Genomic DNA, 19,835 nt, shown 5'->3' with positions numbered 1-19,835 from the left:
AGGTCTAGCTTCAGCCACGTTTCTGTGACAGAAGAGGGGTGGATCACTCATGCGGCACGAACCGCATCAAAGACCCTCACAGCAGCGAGGGTTGAGCATGTTCAAGCCGGGCCCCGCACGGCGGCGGACCCGGCGCAGACGAGCCGCCGTGCTGCTGGCCGGCGCGCTGGCCGCCGGCCTGCTCAGCGCGCCCGCGCTCGCGGGCCAGGCACCCGACCGGTCCGTGCCCAAGCTGGCTCTGCCGAGCCCGCCGGGCGGCGAGGACGTGCGCGTCCTGGTCTTCCACGGCGCCACGGGCGAGGAGTCCCCCACCGTCAACGCCGGGATCGAGGCCATCGAGAAGATCGGGCAACAGGGCCCGGCGCAGGAGCGGTTCACCATCCAGGCCACGGGTGACCCCGCCATCTTCACCAAGCCCAGACTGGGCACGTTCAACGCCGTGGTCTTCCTGACCGGGGACGGCGATGTGCTCGACCCCGAGCAGGAAGCCGGTCTGGAGAGCTATCTGGAGGCGGGCGGCGGCTTCCTCGGCGTCCATGACGCGGCGCGCGCCGAACCGTACTCGGACTGGTTCACCGGACTGATCGGCGCCCGCCCGGCGGCCAACAGCCCCCAGAAGACGCAGCGTGCCACCGTCGAGGTCGGCGACCGGCAGCACCCGGCGACCAAGGACCTGCCCGTCGAGTGGAAGCGCCCGGACAAGTGGCTCAACTGGAAGGAGAACCCGTCGGGTTCCGTCCACACGGTCGCCCGGGTCCGCACCAGCACCTACGACCCCGGGAAGAACTCCGGCGGCTGGGACCACCCGGTCTCCTGGTGCCGCGACTACGACGGCGGCCGGTCCTTCTACACCGCCATGGGCGGCACGGCCGCCAGCTACGAGGAGACCGACTTCCGCACCCACCTGCGCGGCGCCCTGATGTGGACGACGCGGCTCGCGCGCGCCGACTGCCAGGCCGCGATCACCTCGAACTACGAGGCCAAGCGCGTCACCCAGCCCAACCAGCCGGGCAAGAACGACCAGATCGGCGAGCCGCACGGCGTGGTCACCGCCAAGGACGGCCGGGTCTTCACCATCGGCAGGGGCGGCGCCGACGCCGACCAGCCCGTGGTCACCGACTGGAACAACCCTGACATCGGCAAGGGCAAGGGCCAAGTCCACATCTACGACCCGAAGACCGGCAAGTCCACGCTGGCCGGCGAGCTGACCGTCTTCGGCAACAAGGGCGGCGGCGACGAGCTGGTGAAGAACGAGGAGGGCCTGCTCGGCATCGAGCTGGACCCCGACTTCGCCGGCAACGGCTGGGTCTACCTGCACTACACCCCGCACAGCGAGATCAACCGCGAGACCCACATGGCCGAGCGCCGGGTCTCCCGCTTCACCCTGGACAAGGCCACCGGCAAACTGGCCATGGACTCGGAGAAGGTCCTGCTGAAGTGGCCGGTGCAGATCCACAGCTGCTGCCACGCCGGCGGCGGCATGGCCTGGGACTCCAAGGACAACCTCTACATCGCCACCGGGGACAACAACTCCTCGCAGTTCTCCGAGGGCTACTCGGGCAACAACCCGCAGCCCAACTTCAAGGGCATCTCCTTCGCAGACGCGCGCCGCACCGCCGGCAACACCAACAACCTCAACGGCAAAATCCTGCGCATCCACCCCGAGGACGACGGGACCTACACCCTGCCGGACGGCAACCTGTTCACCGGCAAGGAGACCGACGAGGGCGGCGGCAAGACCCGCGGGGAGATCTATGTGATGGGCGTGCGCAACCCGGCGCGCATCTCCATCGACAAGAAGACCGACACCCTGTACGCGGGCTGGGTCGGGCCCGACGCCGCCGAGCCCAGCGAGACCTGGGGGCCGGCGAAGTACGACACGTTCGCCCGGATCAACAGCGCGGGCAACCAGGGCTGGCCGTACTGCATGGGCAACAAGCAGCCCTACCGCGACCGCAATCTGCCCGACCCCAGCAAGCCGCAGGGCTGGTACGACTGCGACCACCTCAAGAACGAGTCCCCCAACAACGACGGCCTCGTGAACATCCCGCCCGCGCGCTCCAACAACATCTGGTACTCCCCCCAGGGCGGCGGACCCGACTACCCGCGCAACGCCGACGGCGTGCCCAGCTACAAGGTCTCGGAGCAGAAACTCACCATGCCCTGGCTCAAGGGCGGCGGCCAGGCCACGATGAACGGCCCCGTCTACCGCTTCGACAAGGACAGCGACTCCAAGGACAAGTGGCCCTCCTACTGGGAGGGCAAGTGGTTCGTCGGCGACTTCTACGACGGCGACCAGCCGCGGCACGCCGTGGTGATGCCCGAAGGCAAGGCGGTGGGGGCGCCGCCCGTCCACGCGGAGAGCCTCAAGAAGATCATCCCGGTCGGCGAGAAGGGCATCCGCAACCTGATGGACTGGAAGTTCGCCCCCGACGGCTCGCTGTACGTCCTCGACTACGGGCGCGGCTTCTTCACCTCCGACGACAAGTCGGCGCTGTGGCAGGTCACCTACAAGGGTGGCCCGCCCACCCCCGCGGCCGGTGACCTGGCCGAACCGGCGCTGCGGAAGGGAGCGGGCCGATGAGACCCGGAAGGGCTGAACGGGTACGGAAACCCGGCCGCGCCAGAACCCGGGGCCAGGCGACGACAGCGGCGCTGCGCGCCCGCCGCGAGCGGCGCAGGCTGCTGACGGCCATGCTGGCGGCGCTGCTGATGGTGCTGGGCCTCACCTCCGCCACCGCGTGGGGGCAGGGCCCGGACCAGGCCACGAAGCGGGCGGCCGGCCCGGACACCACGGCCGAGCAGGTGCTGACCTGGACGGCCAACGACGACATGACCAAGTACGCCTCGGCGCCCACCACGGCGGTCGCGGGCAAGGCGACCATCGTCTTCGAGAACAGCACCGCCACCGGCAACACCTCCGGCATGTCCCACACCCTCACCTTCGACACCTCCAACCCCGACTACAACCAGGACGTGGACCTCAACATCCTGGCCAGCCCGGTCGATTCGAAGGGCGGCAAGCACACCGCCGAGGTCACCCTCACCCCGGGCACCTACCGCTACCACTGCACCATCCCGGGACACCTGGCGATGCAGGGCACCCTGGTGGTCACCGGGGAGCCGCCGGGCGATGACACCACGGCGCCGGAGACCTCGGCCACGGTCGAGGGCGAGAAGGACTCCGACGGCAACTACCTGGGCAGCGCCACGGTCACGGTGACCGCCTCCGACGCCGAGTCGGGCGTCGAGAAGATCGAATACGCCCTGGGCGACGGCGCGTTCCAGACCTACACCGCGCCGGTCACCGTCAAGGACCCCGGTGACCACACGCTCCGCTACCGGGCGAGCGACAAGGCGGGCAACACCGCCGCGGAGAAGTCGGTGACCTTCACCGTGGTCGAACCCCCGGACGAGGACACCACTCCCCCGGCCGTCCAGGGCAAGGCCGAGGGCAAGAAGAACTCCGACGGCCACTTCGTGGGCAAGGCGACCGTCACGGTGACCGCGACGGATGACAAGTCGGGCGTCGAGAAGACCGAGTTCTCCCTCGACGGCGGCCCCTACCTCGCCTACACCGATCCGGTCGTCATCGACCGCCCCGGCCACCACTCGGTCACCTACCGGGCGACGGACAAGGCGGGCAACACCTCCGAGCCGGCCGAGCTGTCCTTCCGGGTGGTCGCGGGCGGCGGCGTGCCCTCGCCGGACTGCCCCGAATACGACGAGCGGCTGACCGTCATCGTCGGAACGATCGACTCGGGCGTGCCCAACCGGATGACCCAGCGCCGCTGCACCATCAACGAACTCATCGAGGACGAGAAGGAGTGGACCTCACAGGCGCTGTTCCTCAAGCACGTACGCGGCGTCACCGGGCAGCTGGTCACCGACGGCGTGCTCGTCGCCCGGGAGCAGAAGCTCATCAACCAGGCCGCGAGGAAGTCCGGCATCGGCACCCCGGGACAGGAGACCGGCTACCGCGACCTGTTCGACGGAAGCGAGGAGAGCTTCGCCAAGTGGGAGCACGTCGGCGGCGGGGCCTTCGGTCTCAACGGCGACGGCAGCATGACCAGCAGCCCGAAGGTCGAGGGCATGGGCATGCTGTGGTATCCGCAGCGCAAGTACGCGGACTTCTCGCTGAAGCTCCAGTTCCGTGACGACGCGCCGGGCGGCGGCAACGCCAACGGCGGCGTGTTCGCGCGCTTCCCCGACGTCCACGACCACCCGGAGGAGTCCCGGCCCGAGTGGGTGGCCATCAAATACGGCCACGAACTCCAGATCAACGACCGCCCCGACGGGGACATGTACAAGACCGGATCCGTCTACGGCTTCGACCGGGTGGGCCTGGCCGGGGCCGGGGTCACCCCCAAGGGAACCTGGAACGACTATGAGATCCGGGTGATCGGGCAGCACTACCAGATCTACCGCAACGGTGTGCTGCTCAACGAGTTCGAGAACAACGGCGGGCAGCTGTTCAACCCGCCGCGTGACGACGACCCGGGCACCGACGGGCGGCGCTACGCCTCGGGGTACGTGGGCCTCCAGGTCCACAGCACCTCCGACGTCATCTCCTACCGCGATGTGCGGATCAAGGAGCTGTAGCGCCCGGACGCTTTCCTGAAGGGCACGCTCCGGCGCGGCGGTTCACCCCGCCGCGCCGGAGCTGTTCCGTGGCCGGGCACGCCCCCGGAGCCCGCACGCGTCCGCCGGGCCTCCGTCAGGCGCGGCCCATGGCCGAGGCGAACTCCTCGGGGTCTCCGTCGTATCCGCGCAGCACGACCCTGTGGTGCCACTCGCCCGCCTCGCCCCGGGCGAACTCCGCGACGGTGGCCGCCGTCGCCGAGGCGGCCCCCGCGAAGTCGCTCTGCGACAGCTCCTCGTAGCCCTCGCGGACGCGGACGCCGGGGTTGGGGATGTCGCCGAACGTCTTGCGGCCCTCGCCCTGCTGGATGGCGACCCCGACGACGACGCGGGTGTACTCCGGGGCCAGGCGCTCCAGCTCCAGGGTCATCACCTCATCCGCGCCGAAGCCCTGCCCCGTCTGGCTGTCGCGGTTGAGGGTGATGGTGCCGTCCGGCGAACGGCTGTCGAAGTGCACGAGGTACGCGGGCTCACCGTAGGGCGCGTCGGCGGTGTACGTCGCGGCGATGATGTCGAGGTCATGGGGCGCGGTGCCCATCGGGCTGGGGTCCCACTTGAGGGTGACCTCCACCTTGTCGATCCCCTTATTGAGACTGCTCACCTGATCTCCCCTCCGGCCGCCAACTGACTGGATCTTCGCGGCCGTTCCATCTTGCCACGGCGGCGCCGGGCGCAACGAGGTCGAGCGTGTGGAGGACTCCCGGGGCGTGCGGGGGCGCGAGGACTGGCTCGATGTCCAAGAACGGCTGCTGAAGTGCGAGTCGGCCCCTGGTACGGGGACCATGGGGCGAGTTCCCGGCGGCCTACGTCATGGGCCGCTGCCTCCACTTCGGCCAGGAGCGCTTCGGCGACTGGTACACCACCGTGCTGGACACGCACCGCGGGCTGCACGGGCGGCCCGGCAGCCCGCGGGAGCCGGCCCCGTTCAAGCTGCCGGACCGGGCGCGGTGCGCCCGTCCGCCCCGGGCCGCCGCGTCAGTCGGCCACGGCGGCGACCGCCTCGATCTCCACGAGCTGGTCGCGGTAGCCGAGGACGGTCACGCCCATCAGTGTGCTGGGCACGTCGTGTTCGCCGAGCGCGTCGCGGTAGACCTGCCAGGCGGTGACGAGGTCTTCCCGGCGGGTGGCGGCGACCAGGACGCGCGTGCTGATGAGGTCCTCCAGCGTCGCCCCCGCCTCCTTGAGCGCCACCCGCAGGTTGTCCACGCACTTCGCCGCCTGACCCGCGTAGTCCCCGACGGCGGCGGTGGTGCCGTCCTTTTCGAGCGGGCAGGCCCCGGCCAGGAACACCAGCCGCGCCCCGGCGGGCGCGGTGGCCGCGTAGGCGTACTCGGCGGCGTCCGACAGCATCGCCGACCGGATCAGAGTCACTGCACCTGCCACGGCGTTCCCCCTTCGGTGAGAGTCGTCATCACGGGTTCCGTGGGCCTGACGGCCCGGTTCAGACAGTTCGACGGCCGTCCCGGGTCAGTCGCGTGGGCCGGTCGTCGATCGACCCGGGTCTGCCGTCATCACAGAGCACCGGCCATGCTCTCACCCGGTGCAACCGGTTTTCGGGCGCACGCTCAGCCACGCAACCGGCGCAGCGGGGCGTCGAGTTCGCTCCGGTAGAAGTCCATGAAACCATCCGGGTCGGGCCCGGCGTTCATCAGCACGAGGCGTTCGAAGCCCGCTTCGGCGAAGGGTTTGGCCACCTCCAGGTACCGCTCGGGGTCGCTGCCGCAGGCGAACCGGCCGCGGATGTCCTCTTCTCGGACCGTGGCGGTGGCCGCGTCGAAGTTGACCGGGTTGGGCAGCTCGCTCATCACCTTCCAGCCGGTCACCGCCCACCGGAAGTGCTCCAAGGCCGAGCGCGCCGCCGTCGTCTCGTCGTCGGCCCACGCCATCGGCACCTCCGCGTAGCCGGGGCCGGTGCCGCCCGCCTCGCGGTAGTGGCGCATGATTTCCGGCTTCTCCTCGGTGGAGAAGATCCCGTCGCCCAGCTCGGCGGCGATCCGGCAGGAGGGGGCGCCGCTGGCGGCCACGGCGATCAGCGGGGACTCGCGCGGCAGGTCGAAGACCCTGGCGTCCTCCAGTTCCAGGTACTTGCCCTCGTAGGAGCGGTAGCCGCCCTGCCACAGGAGCCGGATGATCTCCAGCGCCTCGCGCAGCATCACGTGCCGCTCGGAGACCGCCGGCCATCCCCCGCCGATCACGTGTTCGTTCAGCCGCTCGCCGGAGCCCACGCCGAAGACGAAGCGCCCCTCCGAGACGAGCGCGAGGGTGGCGGCGGCCTGGGCGACGACGGCCGGGTGGTAGCGCAGGGTCGGGCAGGTCACGCCCGTGACGAGTCCGACGCGTTCGGTCCTGACGGCGATGGCGCCCAGGACGGTCCAGGTGAACGAGGAGTGCCCCTGGCCATCCAGCCAGGGGTGGTAGTGGTCGCTCATCTCGACGAAGTCGAAGCCTGCCGCCTCGGCGGCGCGCGCCTGCCGGATGAGTTCCTGGGGGCCGTACTGCTCGGAGGCGAGCTTGTAACCGATCTGCATGTCCGTTGGCTCCTTGGTCGCTTTCCCCCCTCGGGTTACCTCCAGCCGCTACGCACACTCCCACCGACTCGAACCACGGCAGGGGTGTGACACGGCGCCTGCGGGGAACCGCCGGGTACCGACACCCCGGTCCGGTGACGGCCCGAGGCGGGCCGGTGAAGGAGGCGGCGATGGGGACGATCGCGGACCAGTCCGTGCTGGTGGCGGGCGGCTCACGGGGGCTGGGACTGCTGCTGGCGCGGCAGTGCGTGGAGCGGCGCTGCGAGGTGACGGTCACCGCGCGTGACCAGGAGGAGCTGGACTACGCCGTCGGTCTGCTGCGCCGCCGGGCCCGCCCGCACGGCACCGCTGTCACCGGGCAGGTGTGCGACGTACGGGACGAGGCCGCCGTCCGCGAGGTGACGGCCCGCACCGCCGAGCGGCAGGGCGGGCTGGATGTGGTGCTGGCGAACGCGGGGATCATCCAGGTCGGTCCCGCCGAGGCCGCGGGCACGGCGGGGTTCAGGGACGCGATGGAGACGATGTTCTTCGGTGCGCTGCACACCTCCATGGCGGCGCTGCCGTATCTGCGCGAGAGCCCCGGCGGCGGCCGGCTGGCGCTGACCGGATCGGTCGGCGGGCTGCTGCCGGTGCCGCATCTGCTGCCGTATTCGTGTGCGAAGTCCGCCGTCGCCGCGCTGGCCGAGGGGCTGCGCGCCGAGCAGGGCGGGGGCGGGGTGAGCGTCACCGCCGTCCATCCGGGGCTGATGCGCACCGGCTCCCACATCCAGGCCGAGTTCGCGGGCGACGAGGGGCAGGAGTACGCGTGGTTCGCGACGCTGGCGGGGCTTCCGCTGCTGTCGATGGACGCGCGCCGGGCGGCGGAGCGCATCGTCACCGCCGTCGAGCGCCGCAGGACCCGGGTGGTGCTCACCCCCGCCGCGCACCTGGGCGCCAAGGCGTACGGGGTGGCCCCCGCGCTGGTGACCCGCGTGAACGGGGCGGTGGCACGGCTGATGCCGGATACCCGGCCGAGCGGCAGGCAGGGGCGCTCCCGCTGGCAGTACGCGGTCAGCGCGCTCAACGACCGTGCCTCCCGCCGCCTCAACCAGACGGACCGGACGGGCCGGACGGACCGGACGGACCGCACGGCCGGAACCGCGGCCGGCTCGGACAGCTCGAACAGCTCGAGGAGTGACACATGAGGGCTCTCACCTACCAGGGCAAGCGCGACGTCCGCGTCGAGACCGTCCCCGATCCGGAACTGCAGGAGCCGGAAGATGTGATCGTCCGGATCACCTCCACCGGCATCTGCGGCTCCGACCTGCACCTGTACGAGGTCCTCGGGCCGTTCATGGACCCGGGTGACGTGCTGGGGCACGAGCCGATGGGCGTGGTCGAGGAGGTGGGCTCGGCGGTGACCGCGCTCAAGCCCGGCGACCGCGTGGTGGTGCCGTTCAACGTCTCGTGCGGTACCTGCTGGATGTGCGAGCGGGGCCTGCACTCGCAGTGCGAGACCACCCAGGTCACCGAGCGCGGTACCGGCGCCTCGCTGTTCGGCTACACCAAGCTCTACGGCCAGGTGCCGGGCGGCCAGGCGGAGTTCCTGCGGGTGCCCTTCGGCAACCATCTGCCGGTGAAGGTGCCCGACGGCCCGCCGGACGAGCGGTTCGTGTACCTCTCGGACGTGCTGCCGACCGCCTGGCAGGCCGTGGCATACGCGGACATCCCCAAGGGCGGCAGCGTCACCGTGCTGGGGCTCGGCCCGATCGGCGACATGGCGGCCCGCATCGCACTGCACCAGGGCGCGGACCTCGTCATCGGCGTCGATCTGGTGCCCGAACGCCTGGAGCGGGCACGCGCGCACGGGGTGCACCCTCTGGACCTGCGCGAACACGGCGACAGGCTGGGTGACGCGGTGCGCGAGCTGACCGGAGGCCGGGGCACGGACGCGGCCATCGACGCGGTCGGCATGGAGGCGCACGGCGCACCGCTGGCCAGGGCCGCCCACCAGACGGTGGGGCTGCTGCCCGGCAGCATCGCGGAGAAGGTGATGGAGCGCGGCGGGGTGGACCGGCTGGCGGCGCTGACGGAGGCCATCGATGTGGTGCGGCGCGGCGGGACGCTGTCCATCTCCGGCGTCTACGGCGGCGCGATGGACCCGCTGCCGCTGCTGACCATGTTCGACAAGCAGCTCCAGCTGCGCATGGGCCAGGCCAATGTGCGCCACTGGGTCGATGACATCCTGCCGCTGCTGACCGACCAGGACCCGCTGGGCGTCGACCACTTCGCCACCCACACCCTGTCCCTGGAGGAGGCGCCGGACGCGTACGGCACCTTCCAGCGCAAGGAGGACGGCATGATCAAGACGCTGCTGAAGCCTTCGGCGGGCTGAGCCCCGCCGTCGGGTGGAGGGGGTGGCCGGGTCGGACGTGGCAGCCGTGGCGGGCGGGGCGGGCGGCGGCCGGGCAGTGGCCGAGAGGCTGCCCGCGCTCAGCCCCAGCGGGCCAGCAGCGCCGCACAGTAGGTGTCCACGCCCATCGGCGGGGACGGCGGCGGCACGGGATGGATCGCGGCGACCAGCGGCGCGATCTGCGGGGACCAGGCGCGCAGGGGCAGCCAGGCGGCGACATGGGCCTGTTCGCGGTCGGTGCCGGGCCGCCCCGCACCGCCGACGTCGTGCCGCATGCGGGGCCGCTGGTCCCGCCCGCCGGGGTCCACGACATGCCGGGTGAAGGCGGCGGCCACGGCGTGCAGATCGCCCTCGGAGAAGACCGGCGGCAGCCCGCCCGCCCGCTGGTACAGGTGCAGGAAGTCGAGGTCGATCAGGGCGTGAGTGACATCCTCCGGCACGGTGACGGGCGCGTACGAGGGGCGGTAGAGCGAGCCGTCGCGGTCCGGGGAGCCGGTGGCCTGCCAGCCGCTGTGCACGCGGCCGAAGCCGGGCCAGTACGGCCAGACCGCGACGCCTTCGGTACGGAGCAGGTCATCGCGCAGCGACCGCGCCATGGCGGCGGCCCGCTCGGCGTACTCCTCCTCCCCCGTCAGCACCGCCAGTTGGATCAGCGTGCGGCCCATGGCAAGGAACTCGTTCGTCGGCAGCTCGGCCCCGGCGAAGGAGACCGGCTCGTCCCGCAGCCACCGGTAACAGCCGCGCCCGCCCGCGACCGGCTGCCACTGGTGGTCGTGCGCGCGCACGGCGCGCAGCACCGCGTCCAGATAGCCCTCCGATCCGGCCCGCACCGAGGGCGGCACGGCCCGGGCGGTCCGCTCCTGGCGGGCGAGCCGGACGAGCCCGGCGAGGGGGTAGGTGATCATGCCCGTCTGGGCGGCGAGAGCCACCGTGGCAGGGCGTACGCCGTACTCGCCCGCCGCCACGCGGCGTTCCTGCCCGTCCCGTCCGCCCCATCCGCCCGGCCCGCCCGGCTCACCGGGGCCGGCGGGCGGTCCGGGCGGCACCAGCCGGCCGGTGATGCCGCCGCGCTGCTCGTACGCCTCGTACAGGACGCGGTCGGCGCGTCGCGGGTCGGCGGGGTCGAGGCTGAGGCCGGACACGGTGACCGTGGGACGGCCGGCGCCGGAGACGGTGAGGCCGAAGCGTCCGCCCTCCTCCGGGCGTACGGTCACCCGCGCGGGCAGGGCGCGCGGCGGGCAGACCGTCACCTCCAACGCGGTGCGGCCCTGCTCGTCCTCGACGGTGGCGGTCGCCGCGGTGAACTTCCCCGCGGTGCTCCACACCGGCCCGCTGTGGCCCCGGTGGTCGGCGATGCCCCGCTCCTCGTCGCGGGCGGCGAGCACCCCGTCGATCAGTTCGGCGAGCCGTTCGGCGTAGGCGGGGTTCCCGGTGCGCTCGGCCATCAGCACATAGCCCTGCATCCGCCAGGAGATGCCCCAGCCGATGACGCCGGTCATGTTGTCCTCGGGCACCCCCGGCCCGGATGGCGGCACGAGCGCGCCCTCCACCGCGTCGAAGCAGCGCACTCCGGTGCGGTGCAGGCGGGAGCCGCGCAGGGCGAGGGGGAGGGTGAGGCCCGCGCGGGGGCGGCGGCCGGGGCGGGGACGTCGGCTGGGGCGGGGCCGGGTGGGCATGGCGGCACACATGAGGTCGAGTAAACCTCACAAAAGGTGCGGATGGCGCGGCGGACTGCACCACTTCGGTCACCCCTCCCGCTCCTGTGGGGCGGTGCGCAGGTCCTTGACGCGACGGAACTTGCCGACCGAGCGCTCGATCGTCTCCGGGTCCACGACCTCGACCTCGACCGTGACGCCGACGCCGTCCTTGACGCCCTGGAAGATGTCCGCCGCCGCGGCGGCCCGCTCGTCGGCGGTGGCGTCCGGGCGCGCCTCCACGACGACCGTCAGGTGGTCCAGGCGAGAGGGGCGGGTCAGCCGGAGCTGGAAGTGCGGGGCGACGGCGGGTGAGCGCAGCACGATCTCCTCGATCTGACTCGGGAAGACATTGACGCCCCGCAGAATGATCATGTCGTCGCTGCGTCCGGTGATCTTCCGGATGCGGCGGAACGCGGCGCGCGCGGTGCCCGGCAGCAGCCGCGTCAGGTCGCGGGTGCGGTAACGGATGACGGGCAGCGCCTGCTTGGTGAGTGTGGTCAGCACCAACTCACCTTCTTGGACTGGCTGTTCGCCGAGCGGGTCCACGATCTCGGGGTAGATGTGGTCCTCCCACACGTGGAGCCCGTCCTTGGTCTCCACACATTCCTGGGCCACCCCCGGGCCCATCACTTCGGAGAGCCCGTAGATGTCCACCGCGTGCAGATCGAGCCGGTCCTCGATCTCGCGCCGCATCTCCTCCGTCCACGGTTCGGCGCCGAAGATGCCCACGCGCAGTGAGGTCGAGCGCGGATCGACGCCTTGGCGCTCGAACTCGTCGAGGAGCGCGAGCATGTAGGTCGGAGTGACCATGATGATCTCGGGCCGGAAGTCCTGGATGAGCCGCACCTGCCGCGCCGTCATACCGCCGGACGCGGGGATGACGGTGCAGCCGGCGCGCTCGGCGCCGTAGTGTGCGCCCAGCCCTCCGGTGAACAGCCCGTAGCCGTAGGCGATATGCACCTTGTGCCCCGGCCTGCCGCCCGCCGCGCGTATGCAGCGCGCCACCAGCCCGGCCCAGTTGTCCAGATCGCGCTGCGTGTAGCCGACGACCGTCGGGCGTCCCGTGGAGCCGCTGGAGGCGTGGATGCGGCGGACACTGTCCATCGGGACGCCGAACATCCCGAACGGGTAGGTGTCGCGCAGGTCCGCCTTGGTGGTGAACGGGAAGCGGGCCAGATCCTCCAGCGTGCGGCAGTCCTCGGGCCGCACCCCGGCCGCGTCGAACTTGGCGCGGTACAGCTCGATGTCGTCGTACGCGTGCCGCAGCGTGGCCCGTAGGTGTGCGAGCTGGTGGGCGCGCAGTTCCCCGAGGCTCATCCGCTCACCCGCGTCGAGCAGTCCGTCCGGCGGCGGGTCCCCTCTCCTCGGCCCGCCCGCCGGACCGGAGCCCGTCACGCCGGTATTCCTTCCGCGTCCGGGACGCCTGCACGGCTGCCGCCGCCGCGACTACGGCTGTTGCGGGCGCAGGCGAAGGGCGTGTCCACCTGATCCCCCTCGGACATCGCCTCCGCGCTGTGCCGCACTCTCGCCTCCACGCACACCTGTAGACCGAACATTCGGTGAAGCGCCAGTAATCCAGCCGATCGCGGGGCCTGTCAAGAGATCGCCCCCGGCCCGCACCGCCCTCCATTCCGTAACCGGTTCAGGCGGTGACGGAAATTCTTCGCCCGCTCGCCCGCTCACCCGCCGCGCGGCCCCGGACCTCGGACGGCCGCCGCCATCGAGCTTCACCATCGCTTCGACCGCCGCCATCGCCGGTCCGACCAGAGCGCCGCGACGAGCACGGCGCACCGTCCGCCCACCACCACGGGCGGGCAGACGAACGCCGTCGTGTGCCACAAGCCGTCCTTCTTGAGTTTCCGCGTCGGCTCCGGGTCGATGCGTCCGCGCGGGTCGTAGGTGACCTTGATGCGCTCCCCTTTGTCCGCCCACTTCTTGTCCAGCGTCATCGTGCGGGGCCGCCCGGCCGCGCAGTCCAGGGTGTGCTTGTAGTCGACCCTGGTGCTGGTGTGCGTGATGCCGTTGCTGTCGGTGTACGTGGTCGTGTGCACCTGCCTGTCGACGTCCAGCACGGCGCACCGGGTGGCCTCGCCCCGGATGCGCAACGTCTCCTCGTTCACGAGGTCGGCCACCGCGATGACCCCCGTGGCCAGCACGAGACTGGTGGCGATGGCCACGAACGGCTGCCAGGGATGGTCCTCGCCGAAGAGGAACCCCGAGGCGCACCCGGCGATCAACGCGATCACCACCAGCGCGTTCCCGAGGAAGACGCTGCTTCCCGACCTGCCGTTGACCGCGTACCAGGCGCCCCCGTACGCCACGCCGATGACGCACGCGGGCGCGACCACCGCGCCTGTCGCATGGAAGGCGAACTCCGGCCAGTCCCACCGGGATCCGTGCATACGACCACCCCCTGGGTGAGCATCTACCCAGCGGCGCGCGCCCATTCCTCATCGGTCCACCGTCACCGCCCCGGCAGGGGTGGGGTCCTTTTCCCGGCCCGCTGTGGCGACGGCCGGGGGACGAGTTCGACGACGCCGACACCGGTGCCCTCCAGCTGCCCCCGCAGCGAACACGCGGTGTCGGCACCTCCTGGCACCTCTCACCCACACGGGGGAATTCGGGGGCGCATCGTTGTTCCCGTCCTTCCGTACGGGCCGGCGGGGCCCACGATGCGGTCAACGGTTCCGACAGCGCCCCGCAGACGAGGTGTTCGAAATGTTCTCCCTCTTCCGTACCGCACGTGTCCGTACCGCACGTGTCCGTACCGCACGTGTCCGTACCGCACGTGTCCGTACCGCACGTGTCCGCGCCCTCCCGCCCACCAGCGCTCACCCCCCGGCCCGCACCACCGCCCGGACCGCCGGCCGCGCGGCTGCGGCGCTGGCCGCCGTCGTGGCGGTGTCGGTGACGGCCGCGGGGGCGCAGCCTGCCGAAGCGGTGGCGCAGGTGGTGTCCGCCTCCCCCGCCGCCGGGTCGCCGCCCGCCGCGAGCACACCCGTGGTGACCGGCCGTCACACCGGGCCGCAGATCCACCGCTTCCTGGCCTGGTTCTACGGCGACCACGGCCCCACCCCGCGGCAGCGCGAGCAAAACGTGTCCGCCTTCCTCAAGGAGAAGCAGGACCAGAACCCCGGGCAGGACGTCATCCTGTGCGCGCAGAACGTCCCGCAGGACATCAAGGTCGGCCCCGTCACCGTCGCGCAGTCCGCCGGTTTCGGGTGGGCGACGGTCACCGCGTACTGGGCGGACGGCACCACCAGCACCTCGACCGCCTATGTCGCCCTGGACTCCCGTCCGATCGAACTGCACGACGTGGTGTGTGCGGGATGATCTGTGCAGGATGACCTGCGAAGACAGCCGAGCAGTACGTGGACATGAGCGGAGCGGTACGTGGAGATAGGTGACTGGCCCACCACCGAGGCCGAGGCGGTCGCCGCGCAGGAGCGGCTGCGCGGGGCCGCCGATGCGACCGGGCCGGGGCCCGGACCGGAGGAGGCGCGCACCGTCGCCGGGGTGGATGTGGCCTACGCGGACAGCCGCAGCGGCGACGGCGAAGGCGGTGGGAGTCTGCTGGTGGCCGCCGCCGTCGTGCTGGACGTGGCGACACTGGAGGTGGTCGAGGAGTCCGTGCACGTGGGCACCTCCACCTTCCCCTACCTGCCCGGCCTGCTGGCGTTCCGCGAACTGCCCTCCGTACGGGCCGCGTTGGACGGCCTGACACACCGTCCCGACGTGCTGGTGTGCGACGGCTACGGTCTCGCCCACCCGCGCCGCGCCGGACTGGCCGTCCACCTCGGGGTACTGACCGGGATCCCCTGCTTCGGCGTGGCGAAGACCCCTTTCGTCTCCCGCTTCGAAGAGCCGGGCCGCGAGCGCGGCGCCTGGACACCGCTGACGCTCGACGGCGAACGGGTGGGCCGCGCGCTGCGCACCAGGACGGGAGTCAAACCGGTGTTCGTGTCGGTTGGCAGCGGCATCAGCGAGGAGAACGCGGCGGCCCTCACGCTCCGGCTGACCCCCGCCTACCGTCTGCCCGAAACCACCCGCCACGCGGACCACCTGGCCGGCCGGCGCCTGGCCAAGGAACTCGGCGAACCCGACGGACCCGACGGACCGGGCGGTCCGGGCGGTCCGGGCGGTCCGGGCCGGGCCCCTGCGGCGGGCAGCGCCTGACGGCCGACCGCCGCTCTCCCCGTCCCGCGACAGCGCGGCGGCCGGGCGGCGGCGGCGCGGCTACAGCACGGCGACAGCGCGACAGCAGCCCGGCAGCGGATCACCGCTCCGGCGTGCGCCGGTCCCGCGCACCACCGCCGCGCACCGCCCGAGCACCCGGAGAGTCCAAGGTCACACCGACAGTCACTGCGGAGGCCGGGCCACCTCCCCTAATCTGCGGCCATGACGGTCCCGCCTGAAGAAGGGCTCTCCCTGGCGGAGGACTTCCCGGAGGCCACGTACGAACAGTGGCAGCAACTGGTCTCCGGAGTTCTCCGCAAGACGGGAGCGACGGTAACGGACGACACCGTTCCCGAATCCGCCCTCACCACCACGCTCCCCGACGGCATCACAGTGCGTCCCCTCTATACGCGCCATACGCGCCGCGAGGGAGGCGAGGGCCCCCACGGGCGGCCGGGCCTTCCCCCGTTCACCCGGGGTGCCCTCCCCGAGGGGAACGTGGTGCGGGGCTGGGACATACGGCAACGCCACACCCGCGCCGACGCCGAAGGCACCCGCGATGCCGTGCTCGGCGATCTGGAGAACGGCGTCACCTCCGTGTGGCTCACCCTCGGCCCCGGCGGGCTGCCCGTCGGCGAGCTGGAGCGGGCGCTGGAGGGCGTCTATCTGGACCTGGCGCCCGTCGTACTCGACGCGGGCGACCAGTTCGGCGCCGCTGCGGACGAACTGCTGCGGCTGCGCGGGGCGCTGGGCCCGGCCACTCCCCCGGCGTCCGGCGGCGCGCTGGGCGCCGACCCGCTGGGCCACGCGGCCCGCACCGGAGCACACGAGCAGGCCGTCGAACTGCGCCGGGAAGCGGCCCAGCTGGCGGCCCGCTGCGCCGCCGACCATCCGGGCCTGCGCGCCTACGTGGTGGACGCGCTGCCCTACCACGAGGCGGGCGCCTCCCCCGCGCGGGAGCTGGGCTGCGCGCTGGCGACCGGCGTCGGCTATCTGCGGGACATGACGGCGGCGGGGCTGCCGGTGGAAGCGGCCTGCGCGCAGCTGGAGTTCCGGTACGCGGCGAGCGCCGATCAGTTCACGACCATCGCGGCGCTCCGCGCCGCACGCAGGCTGTGGGCGCGGGTGGCGCAGGCGTGCGGCGCGGCCGGGGAGGCCGGGGCGCAGCGCCAGCACGCGGTGACCTCGCCGGTGATGATGACGCGGCGCGACCCGTGGGTGAACATGTTGCGCACCACTGTGGCCACGCTGGCCGCCGGGGTCGGGGGCGCGGACGCGGTGACGGTGCTGCCCTTCGACGAGGCGCTCGGGCTGCCCGACGCGTTCGCCCGGCGCATCGCGCGCAACACCTCCTCCATTCTCCTGGAGGAGTCCCATCTGGCCGGGGTGATCGACCCGGCGGGCGGCTCCTGGTACGTCGAAGCGCTCACCGACGAGCTGGCCCGCGCCGCCTGGAGCTGGTTCCAGGAGATCGAGGGCGCGGGCGGCATGGCCGCGGCGCTGCGCGACGGGCTGGTGGCCGAACGGCTGCGCGAGGGCTGGGCGGAGCGTGCGGCGGGGCTGGCCCGCAGGAAGGAACCGGTCACCGGGGTCAGCGAGTTCCCGACCCTGGAGGAGCGGTCCCTGCCCCGGCAGCCGGCGCCCGAGCGGCCCGGCGGCGGGCTGCCCCGGGTGCGCCGGGACGACGCGTTCGAGGCACTGCGCGCCAGGTCGGACGCGCACCTGGCCGCCGCGGGCGCCCGGCCCGCGCTCTTCCTGGCGGCGCTGGGCCCGGCCGCCGCGCACACCGCACGGGTCTCCTTCGTCGTCAACCTGCTCCAGGCCGGCGGCATCCGGCCGGTGCACGATCCCGTGACAGTGGACGCGGACAGTGTGGCCGAGGCGTTCGCCGCCAGCGGTGCGACGGTGGCCTGTGTGTGCTCCAGCGACGCGTTCTACGCCGAGCAGGGCGCGGCGACGGCCGCCGCGCTCAAGGCGGCGGGCGCCGAGCGGGTGCTGCTGGCCGGGCGGCCGGGCGCCGGGCCGCGCGAGGAGTATCTGGCGGCCGGTGTGGACGAGTTCGTCTTCGCGGGTGGCGACGCGGTCGCCACCCTCACCTCCCTTCTCGACCGTATGGGGGTCGCATGAGCCAGGAGCGGACACCGGGTGCAGGGGCGGAGCCGGCGCCGGGCGACGGACCCGGCGGCCCCGTCCCCGACTTCACCACCGTCAGCCTCGATCCCGGCGACCCGGCGGAGGCCGGTACGGCGGACAGCGGCGAGCGGTGGCAGGAGGCGGTCAAGGAGCGCACGGGCCGGAGTGTGGAGGACCTGTCCTGGCACACGCCGGAGGGCATCACGGTCAAGCCGCTCTACACGGCCGAGGACCTGCGCGGCCTGGACTTCCTGGACACCTATCCCGGTATCGCGCCGTATCTGCGCGGCCCGTACCCGACGATGTACGTCAACCAGCCGTGGACGATCCGCCAGTACGCGGGCTTCTCCACCGCCGAGGAGTCCAACGCCTTCTACCGGCGCAATCTGGCCGCCGGACAGAAGGGCCTCTCCGTCGCCTTCGACCTGCCCACCCATCGCGGCTACGACAGCGACCATCCCCGGGTGACGGGCGATGTCGGCATGGCGGGGGTGGCGATCGACTCGATCTACGACATGCGGCAGCTCTTCGACGGCATTCCGCTGGACAAGATGACGGTGTCGATGACGATGAACGGCGCCGTGCTGCCGGTGCTGGCCCTCTACATCGTGGCCGCCGAGGAGCAGGGGGTGCCGCCGGAGAAGCTGGCGGGGACCATCCAGAACGACATCCTCAAGGAGTTCATGGTCCGCAACACCTACATCTATCCGCCGCAGCCCTCGATGCGGATCATCTCCGACATCTTCGCGTACACCTCGCAGAAGATGCCGCGCTACAACTCCATTTCCATCTCCGGCTACCACATCCAGGAGGCCGGGGCCACGGCCGATCTGGAGCTGGCCTACACGCTGGCCGACGGGGTGGAGTACCTGCGCGCGGGCCAGGCCGCCGGGATGGACGTGGACTCCTTCGCGCCCCGGCTGTCCTTCTTCTGGGCGATCGGCATGAACTTCTTCATGGAGGTCGCCAAGCTGCGCGCGGCCCGGCTGCTGTGGGCCAAGCTGGTCGCGCAGTTCGGCCCGCAGAACCCCAAGTCGCTGTCGCTGCGCACCCATTCGCAGACCTCCGGCTGGTCGCTGACGGCGCAGGACGTCTTCAACAACGTCACCCGTACGTGTGTGGAGGCCATGGCGGCCACCCAGGGCCACACCCAGTCGCTGCACACCAACGCGCTCGATGAGGCGCTGGCGCTGCCGACCGACTTCTCGGCCCGGATCGCGCGCAACACCCAGCTGCTGCTCCAGCAGGAGTCGGGCACCTGCCGGGTGATCGACCCGTGGGGCGGCAGCGCCTACGTCGAACGGCTCACCCACGACCTGGCGCACCGGGCCTGGCAGCACATCGAGGAGGTCGAGGCGGCCGGCGGGATGGCCAAGGCCATCGACGCGGGCATCCCCAAGCTGCGGGTGGAGGAGGCCGCGGCCCGTACCCAGGCGCGGATCGACTCGGGGCGGCAGCCGGTCATCGGCGTCAACAAGTACCGGGCGGCGAGCGACGAGGAGATCGACGTCCTCAAGGTGGACAACTCCTCGGTGCGCGCCCAGCAGATCGAGAAGCTGCGCCGACTGCGCCAGGAGCGCGACGACGACGCCTGCCGCACGGCGCTGGCCGCGCTCACCCGCGCCGCCGAGGCCGGATCCGGCGGCGGGCCGGCGAACAACCTGCTGGCCCTCGCGGTGGACGCGGCGCGCGCGATGGCGACCGTCGGGGAGATCTCGGACGCGCTGGAGAAGGTCTACGGGCGGCACGCGGGGCAGATCCGTACCATCTCCGGTGTGTATCGCGAGGAGGCAGGATCGTCGTCCGGGGTGGCGCGCACCCGTGAACTGGTGGACGCCTTCGAGGAGGCGGAGGGCCGCAGGCCCCGGCTGCTGGTGGCCAAGATGGGCCAGGACGGGCACGACCGGGGCCAGAAGGTGATCGCGACGGCCTTCGCCGACCTGGGCTTCGACGTCGATGTCGGCCCGCTGTTCCAGACCCCGGCCGAGGTGGCGCGGCAGGCGGTGGAGGCGGACGCGCACATCGTGGGCGTCTCGTCGCTGGCCGCCGGGCATCTGACGCTGGTGCCCGCGCTGCGCGAGGAGCTGGCCGCCGCCGGACGGGAGGACATCATGATCGTCGTCGGCGGTGTGATCCCCCCGGCGGATGTGGCGGCCCTGCACGAGGCGGGGGCCACCGCGGTCTTCCCGCCCGGCACGGTCATCCCGGACGCGGCCTACGACCTGGTGCGCAAGCTGGCCGTCTCGCTCGGCCACGAGTGGTGAGCCC

At 72.1% G+C, this 19,835-nt stretch carries 14 protein-coding genes; 8 read left to right on the top strand and 6 right to left on the bottom strand.

The window, feature by feature from the left end; all coding sequences use genetic code 11:
- Positions 1-97 precede the first annotated feature (97 nt).
- Positions 98-2,584: a ThuA domain-containing protein gene (locus tag ABD339_RS11535; protein WP_344564920.1), complete on the top strand. Its 2,487-nt coding sequence runs from the start codon at positions 98-100 to the stop codon at positions 2,582-2,584.
- Positions 2,585-2,694: 110 nt separating this feature from the next.
- The gene (locus ABD339_RS11530) at positions 2,695-4,602 is read left to right on the top strand and encodes an OmpL47-type beta-barrel domain-containing protein (RefSeq protein WP_344565075.1); all 1,908 of its coding nucleotides are present in this window, start codon (positions 2,695-2,697) and stop codon (positions 4,600-4,602) included.
- 115 nt (positions 4,603-4,717) lie between these two features.
- On the opposite strand, the gene ABD339_RS11525 is transcribed toward ABD339_RS11530, so the two are convergent.
- From ABD339_RS11525 to ABD339_RS11515, 3 genes are all read right to left on the bottom strand, one after another.
- The gene (locus ABD339_RS11525; RefSeq protein ID WP_344564918.1) at positions 4,718-5,242 is read right to left on the bottom strand and encodes a TerD family protein; all 525 of its coding nucleotides are present in this window, start codon (positions 5,240-5,242) and stop codon (positions 4,718-4,720) included.
- A 374-nt stretch (positions 5,243-5,616) separates the two neighbouring features.
- Positions 5,617-6,024, bottom strand: coding sequence for a RidA family protein (locus ABD339_RS11520; RefSeq protein WP_344564916.1), 408 nt, complete (start codon positions 6,022-6,024; stop codon positions 5,617-5,619).
- Positions 6,025-6,206: 182 nt separating this feature from the next.
- Positions 6,207-7,169 carry a TIGR03557 family F420-dependent LLM class oxidoreductase gene (locus tag ABD339_RS11515; RefSeq protein WP_344564914.1) on the bottom strand — a complete coding sequence of 321 codons (963 nt, stop codon included), beginning with the start codon at positions 7,167-7,169 and terminating at the stop codon, positions 6,207-6,209.
- A 170-nt stretch (positions 7,170-7,339) separates the two neighbouring features.
- Between ABD339_RS11515 and ABD339_RS11510 the strand changes: the two genes are divergently transcribed.
- Complete coding sequence (locus ABD339_RS11510) at positions 7,340-8,353, top strand: SDR family NAD(P)-dependent oxidoreductase (RefSeq protein WP_344564912.1); 1,014 nt, start codon at positions 7,340-7,342, stop codon at positions 8,351-8,353.
- Positions 8,350-9,543, top strand: coding sequence for a zinc-dependent alcohol dehydrogenase (locus tag ABD339_RS11505; RefSeq protein ID WP_344564910.1), 1,194 nt, complete (start codon positions 8,350-8,352; stop codon positions 9,541-9,543). Before ABD339_RS11510 ends, ABD339_RS11505 begins: the two co-directional genes overlap by 4 nt.
- Positions 9,544-9,641: 98 nt before the next feature.
- Here the strand turns inward: ABD339_RS11505 and ABD339_RS11500 are convergent, their stop codons facing one another.
- From ABD339_RS11500 to ABD339_RS11490, 3 genes are all read right to left on the bottom strand, one after another.
- Positions 9,642-11,249, bottom strand: a complete 1,608-nt coding sequence (locus ABD339_RS11500; RefSeq protein WP_344564908.1) for a hypothetical protein — start codon at positions 11,247-11,249, stop codon at positions 9,642-9,644.
- Positions 11,250-11,306: 57 nt separating this feature from the next.
- Positions 11,307-12,575: a phenylacetate--CoA ligase PaaK gene (gene paaK / locus ABD339_RS11495; RefSeq protein ID WP_344565071.1), complete on the bottom strand. Its 1,269-nt coding sequence runs from the start codon at positions 12,573-12,575 to the stop codon at positions 11,307-11,309.
- 410 nt (positions 12,576-12,985) lie between these two features.
- Positions 12,986-13,660 (bottom strand): hypothetical protein, encoded by a 675-nt coding sequence (locus ABD339_RS11490; protein WP_344564906.1) that lies wholly within the window; start codon positions 13,658-13,660, stop codon positions 12,986-12,988.
- A 316-nt stretch (positions 13,661-13,976) separates the two neighbouring features.
- Between ABD339_RS11490 and ABD339_RS33760 the strand changes: the two genes are divergently transcribed.
- From ABD339_RS33760 to scpA, 4 genes are all read left to right on the top strand, one after another.
- Entirely contained in the window at positions 13,977-14,591 is a 615-nt protein-coding gene (locus ABD339_RS33760; protein ID WP_425575958.1) for a hypothetical protein, read from the top strand.
- Positions 14,592-14,651: 60 nt separating this feature from the next.
- Positions 14,652-15,434, top strand: a complete 783-nt coding sequence (locus ABD339_RS11480) for an endonuclease V (protein WP_344564904.1) — start codon at positions 14,652-14,654, stop codon at positions 15,432-15,434.
- Positions 15,435-15,656: 222 nt separating this feature from the next.
- Entirely contained in the window at positions 15,657-17,561 is a 1,905-nt protein-coding gene (locus ABD339_RS11475) for a methylmalonyl-CoA mutase family protein (protein ID WP_344564902.1), read from the top strand.
- Entirely contained in the window at positions 17,558-19,831 is a 2,274-nt protein-coding gene (scpA, locus tag ABD339_RS11470) for a methylmalonyl-CoA mutase (protein ID WP_344564900.1), read from the top strand. Before ABD339_RS11475 ends, scpA begins: the two co-directional genes overlap by 4 nt.
- Positions 19,832-19,835: the final 4 nt, after the last annotated feature.

Source organism: Streptomyces axinellae (genome assembly GCF_039532135.1).
Lineage (GTDB): Bacteria > Actinomycetota > Actinomycetes > Streptomycetales > Streptomycetaceae > Streptomyces > Streptomyces axinellae.
This window is presented reverse-complemented; position numbering and strand designations above follow the sequence as displayed.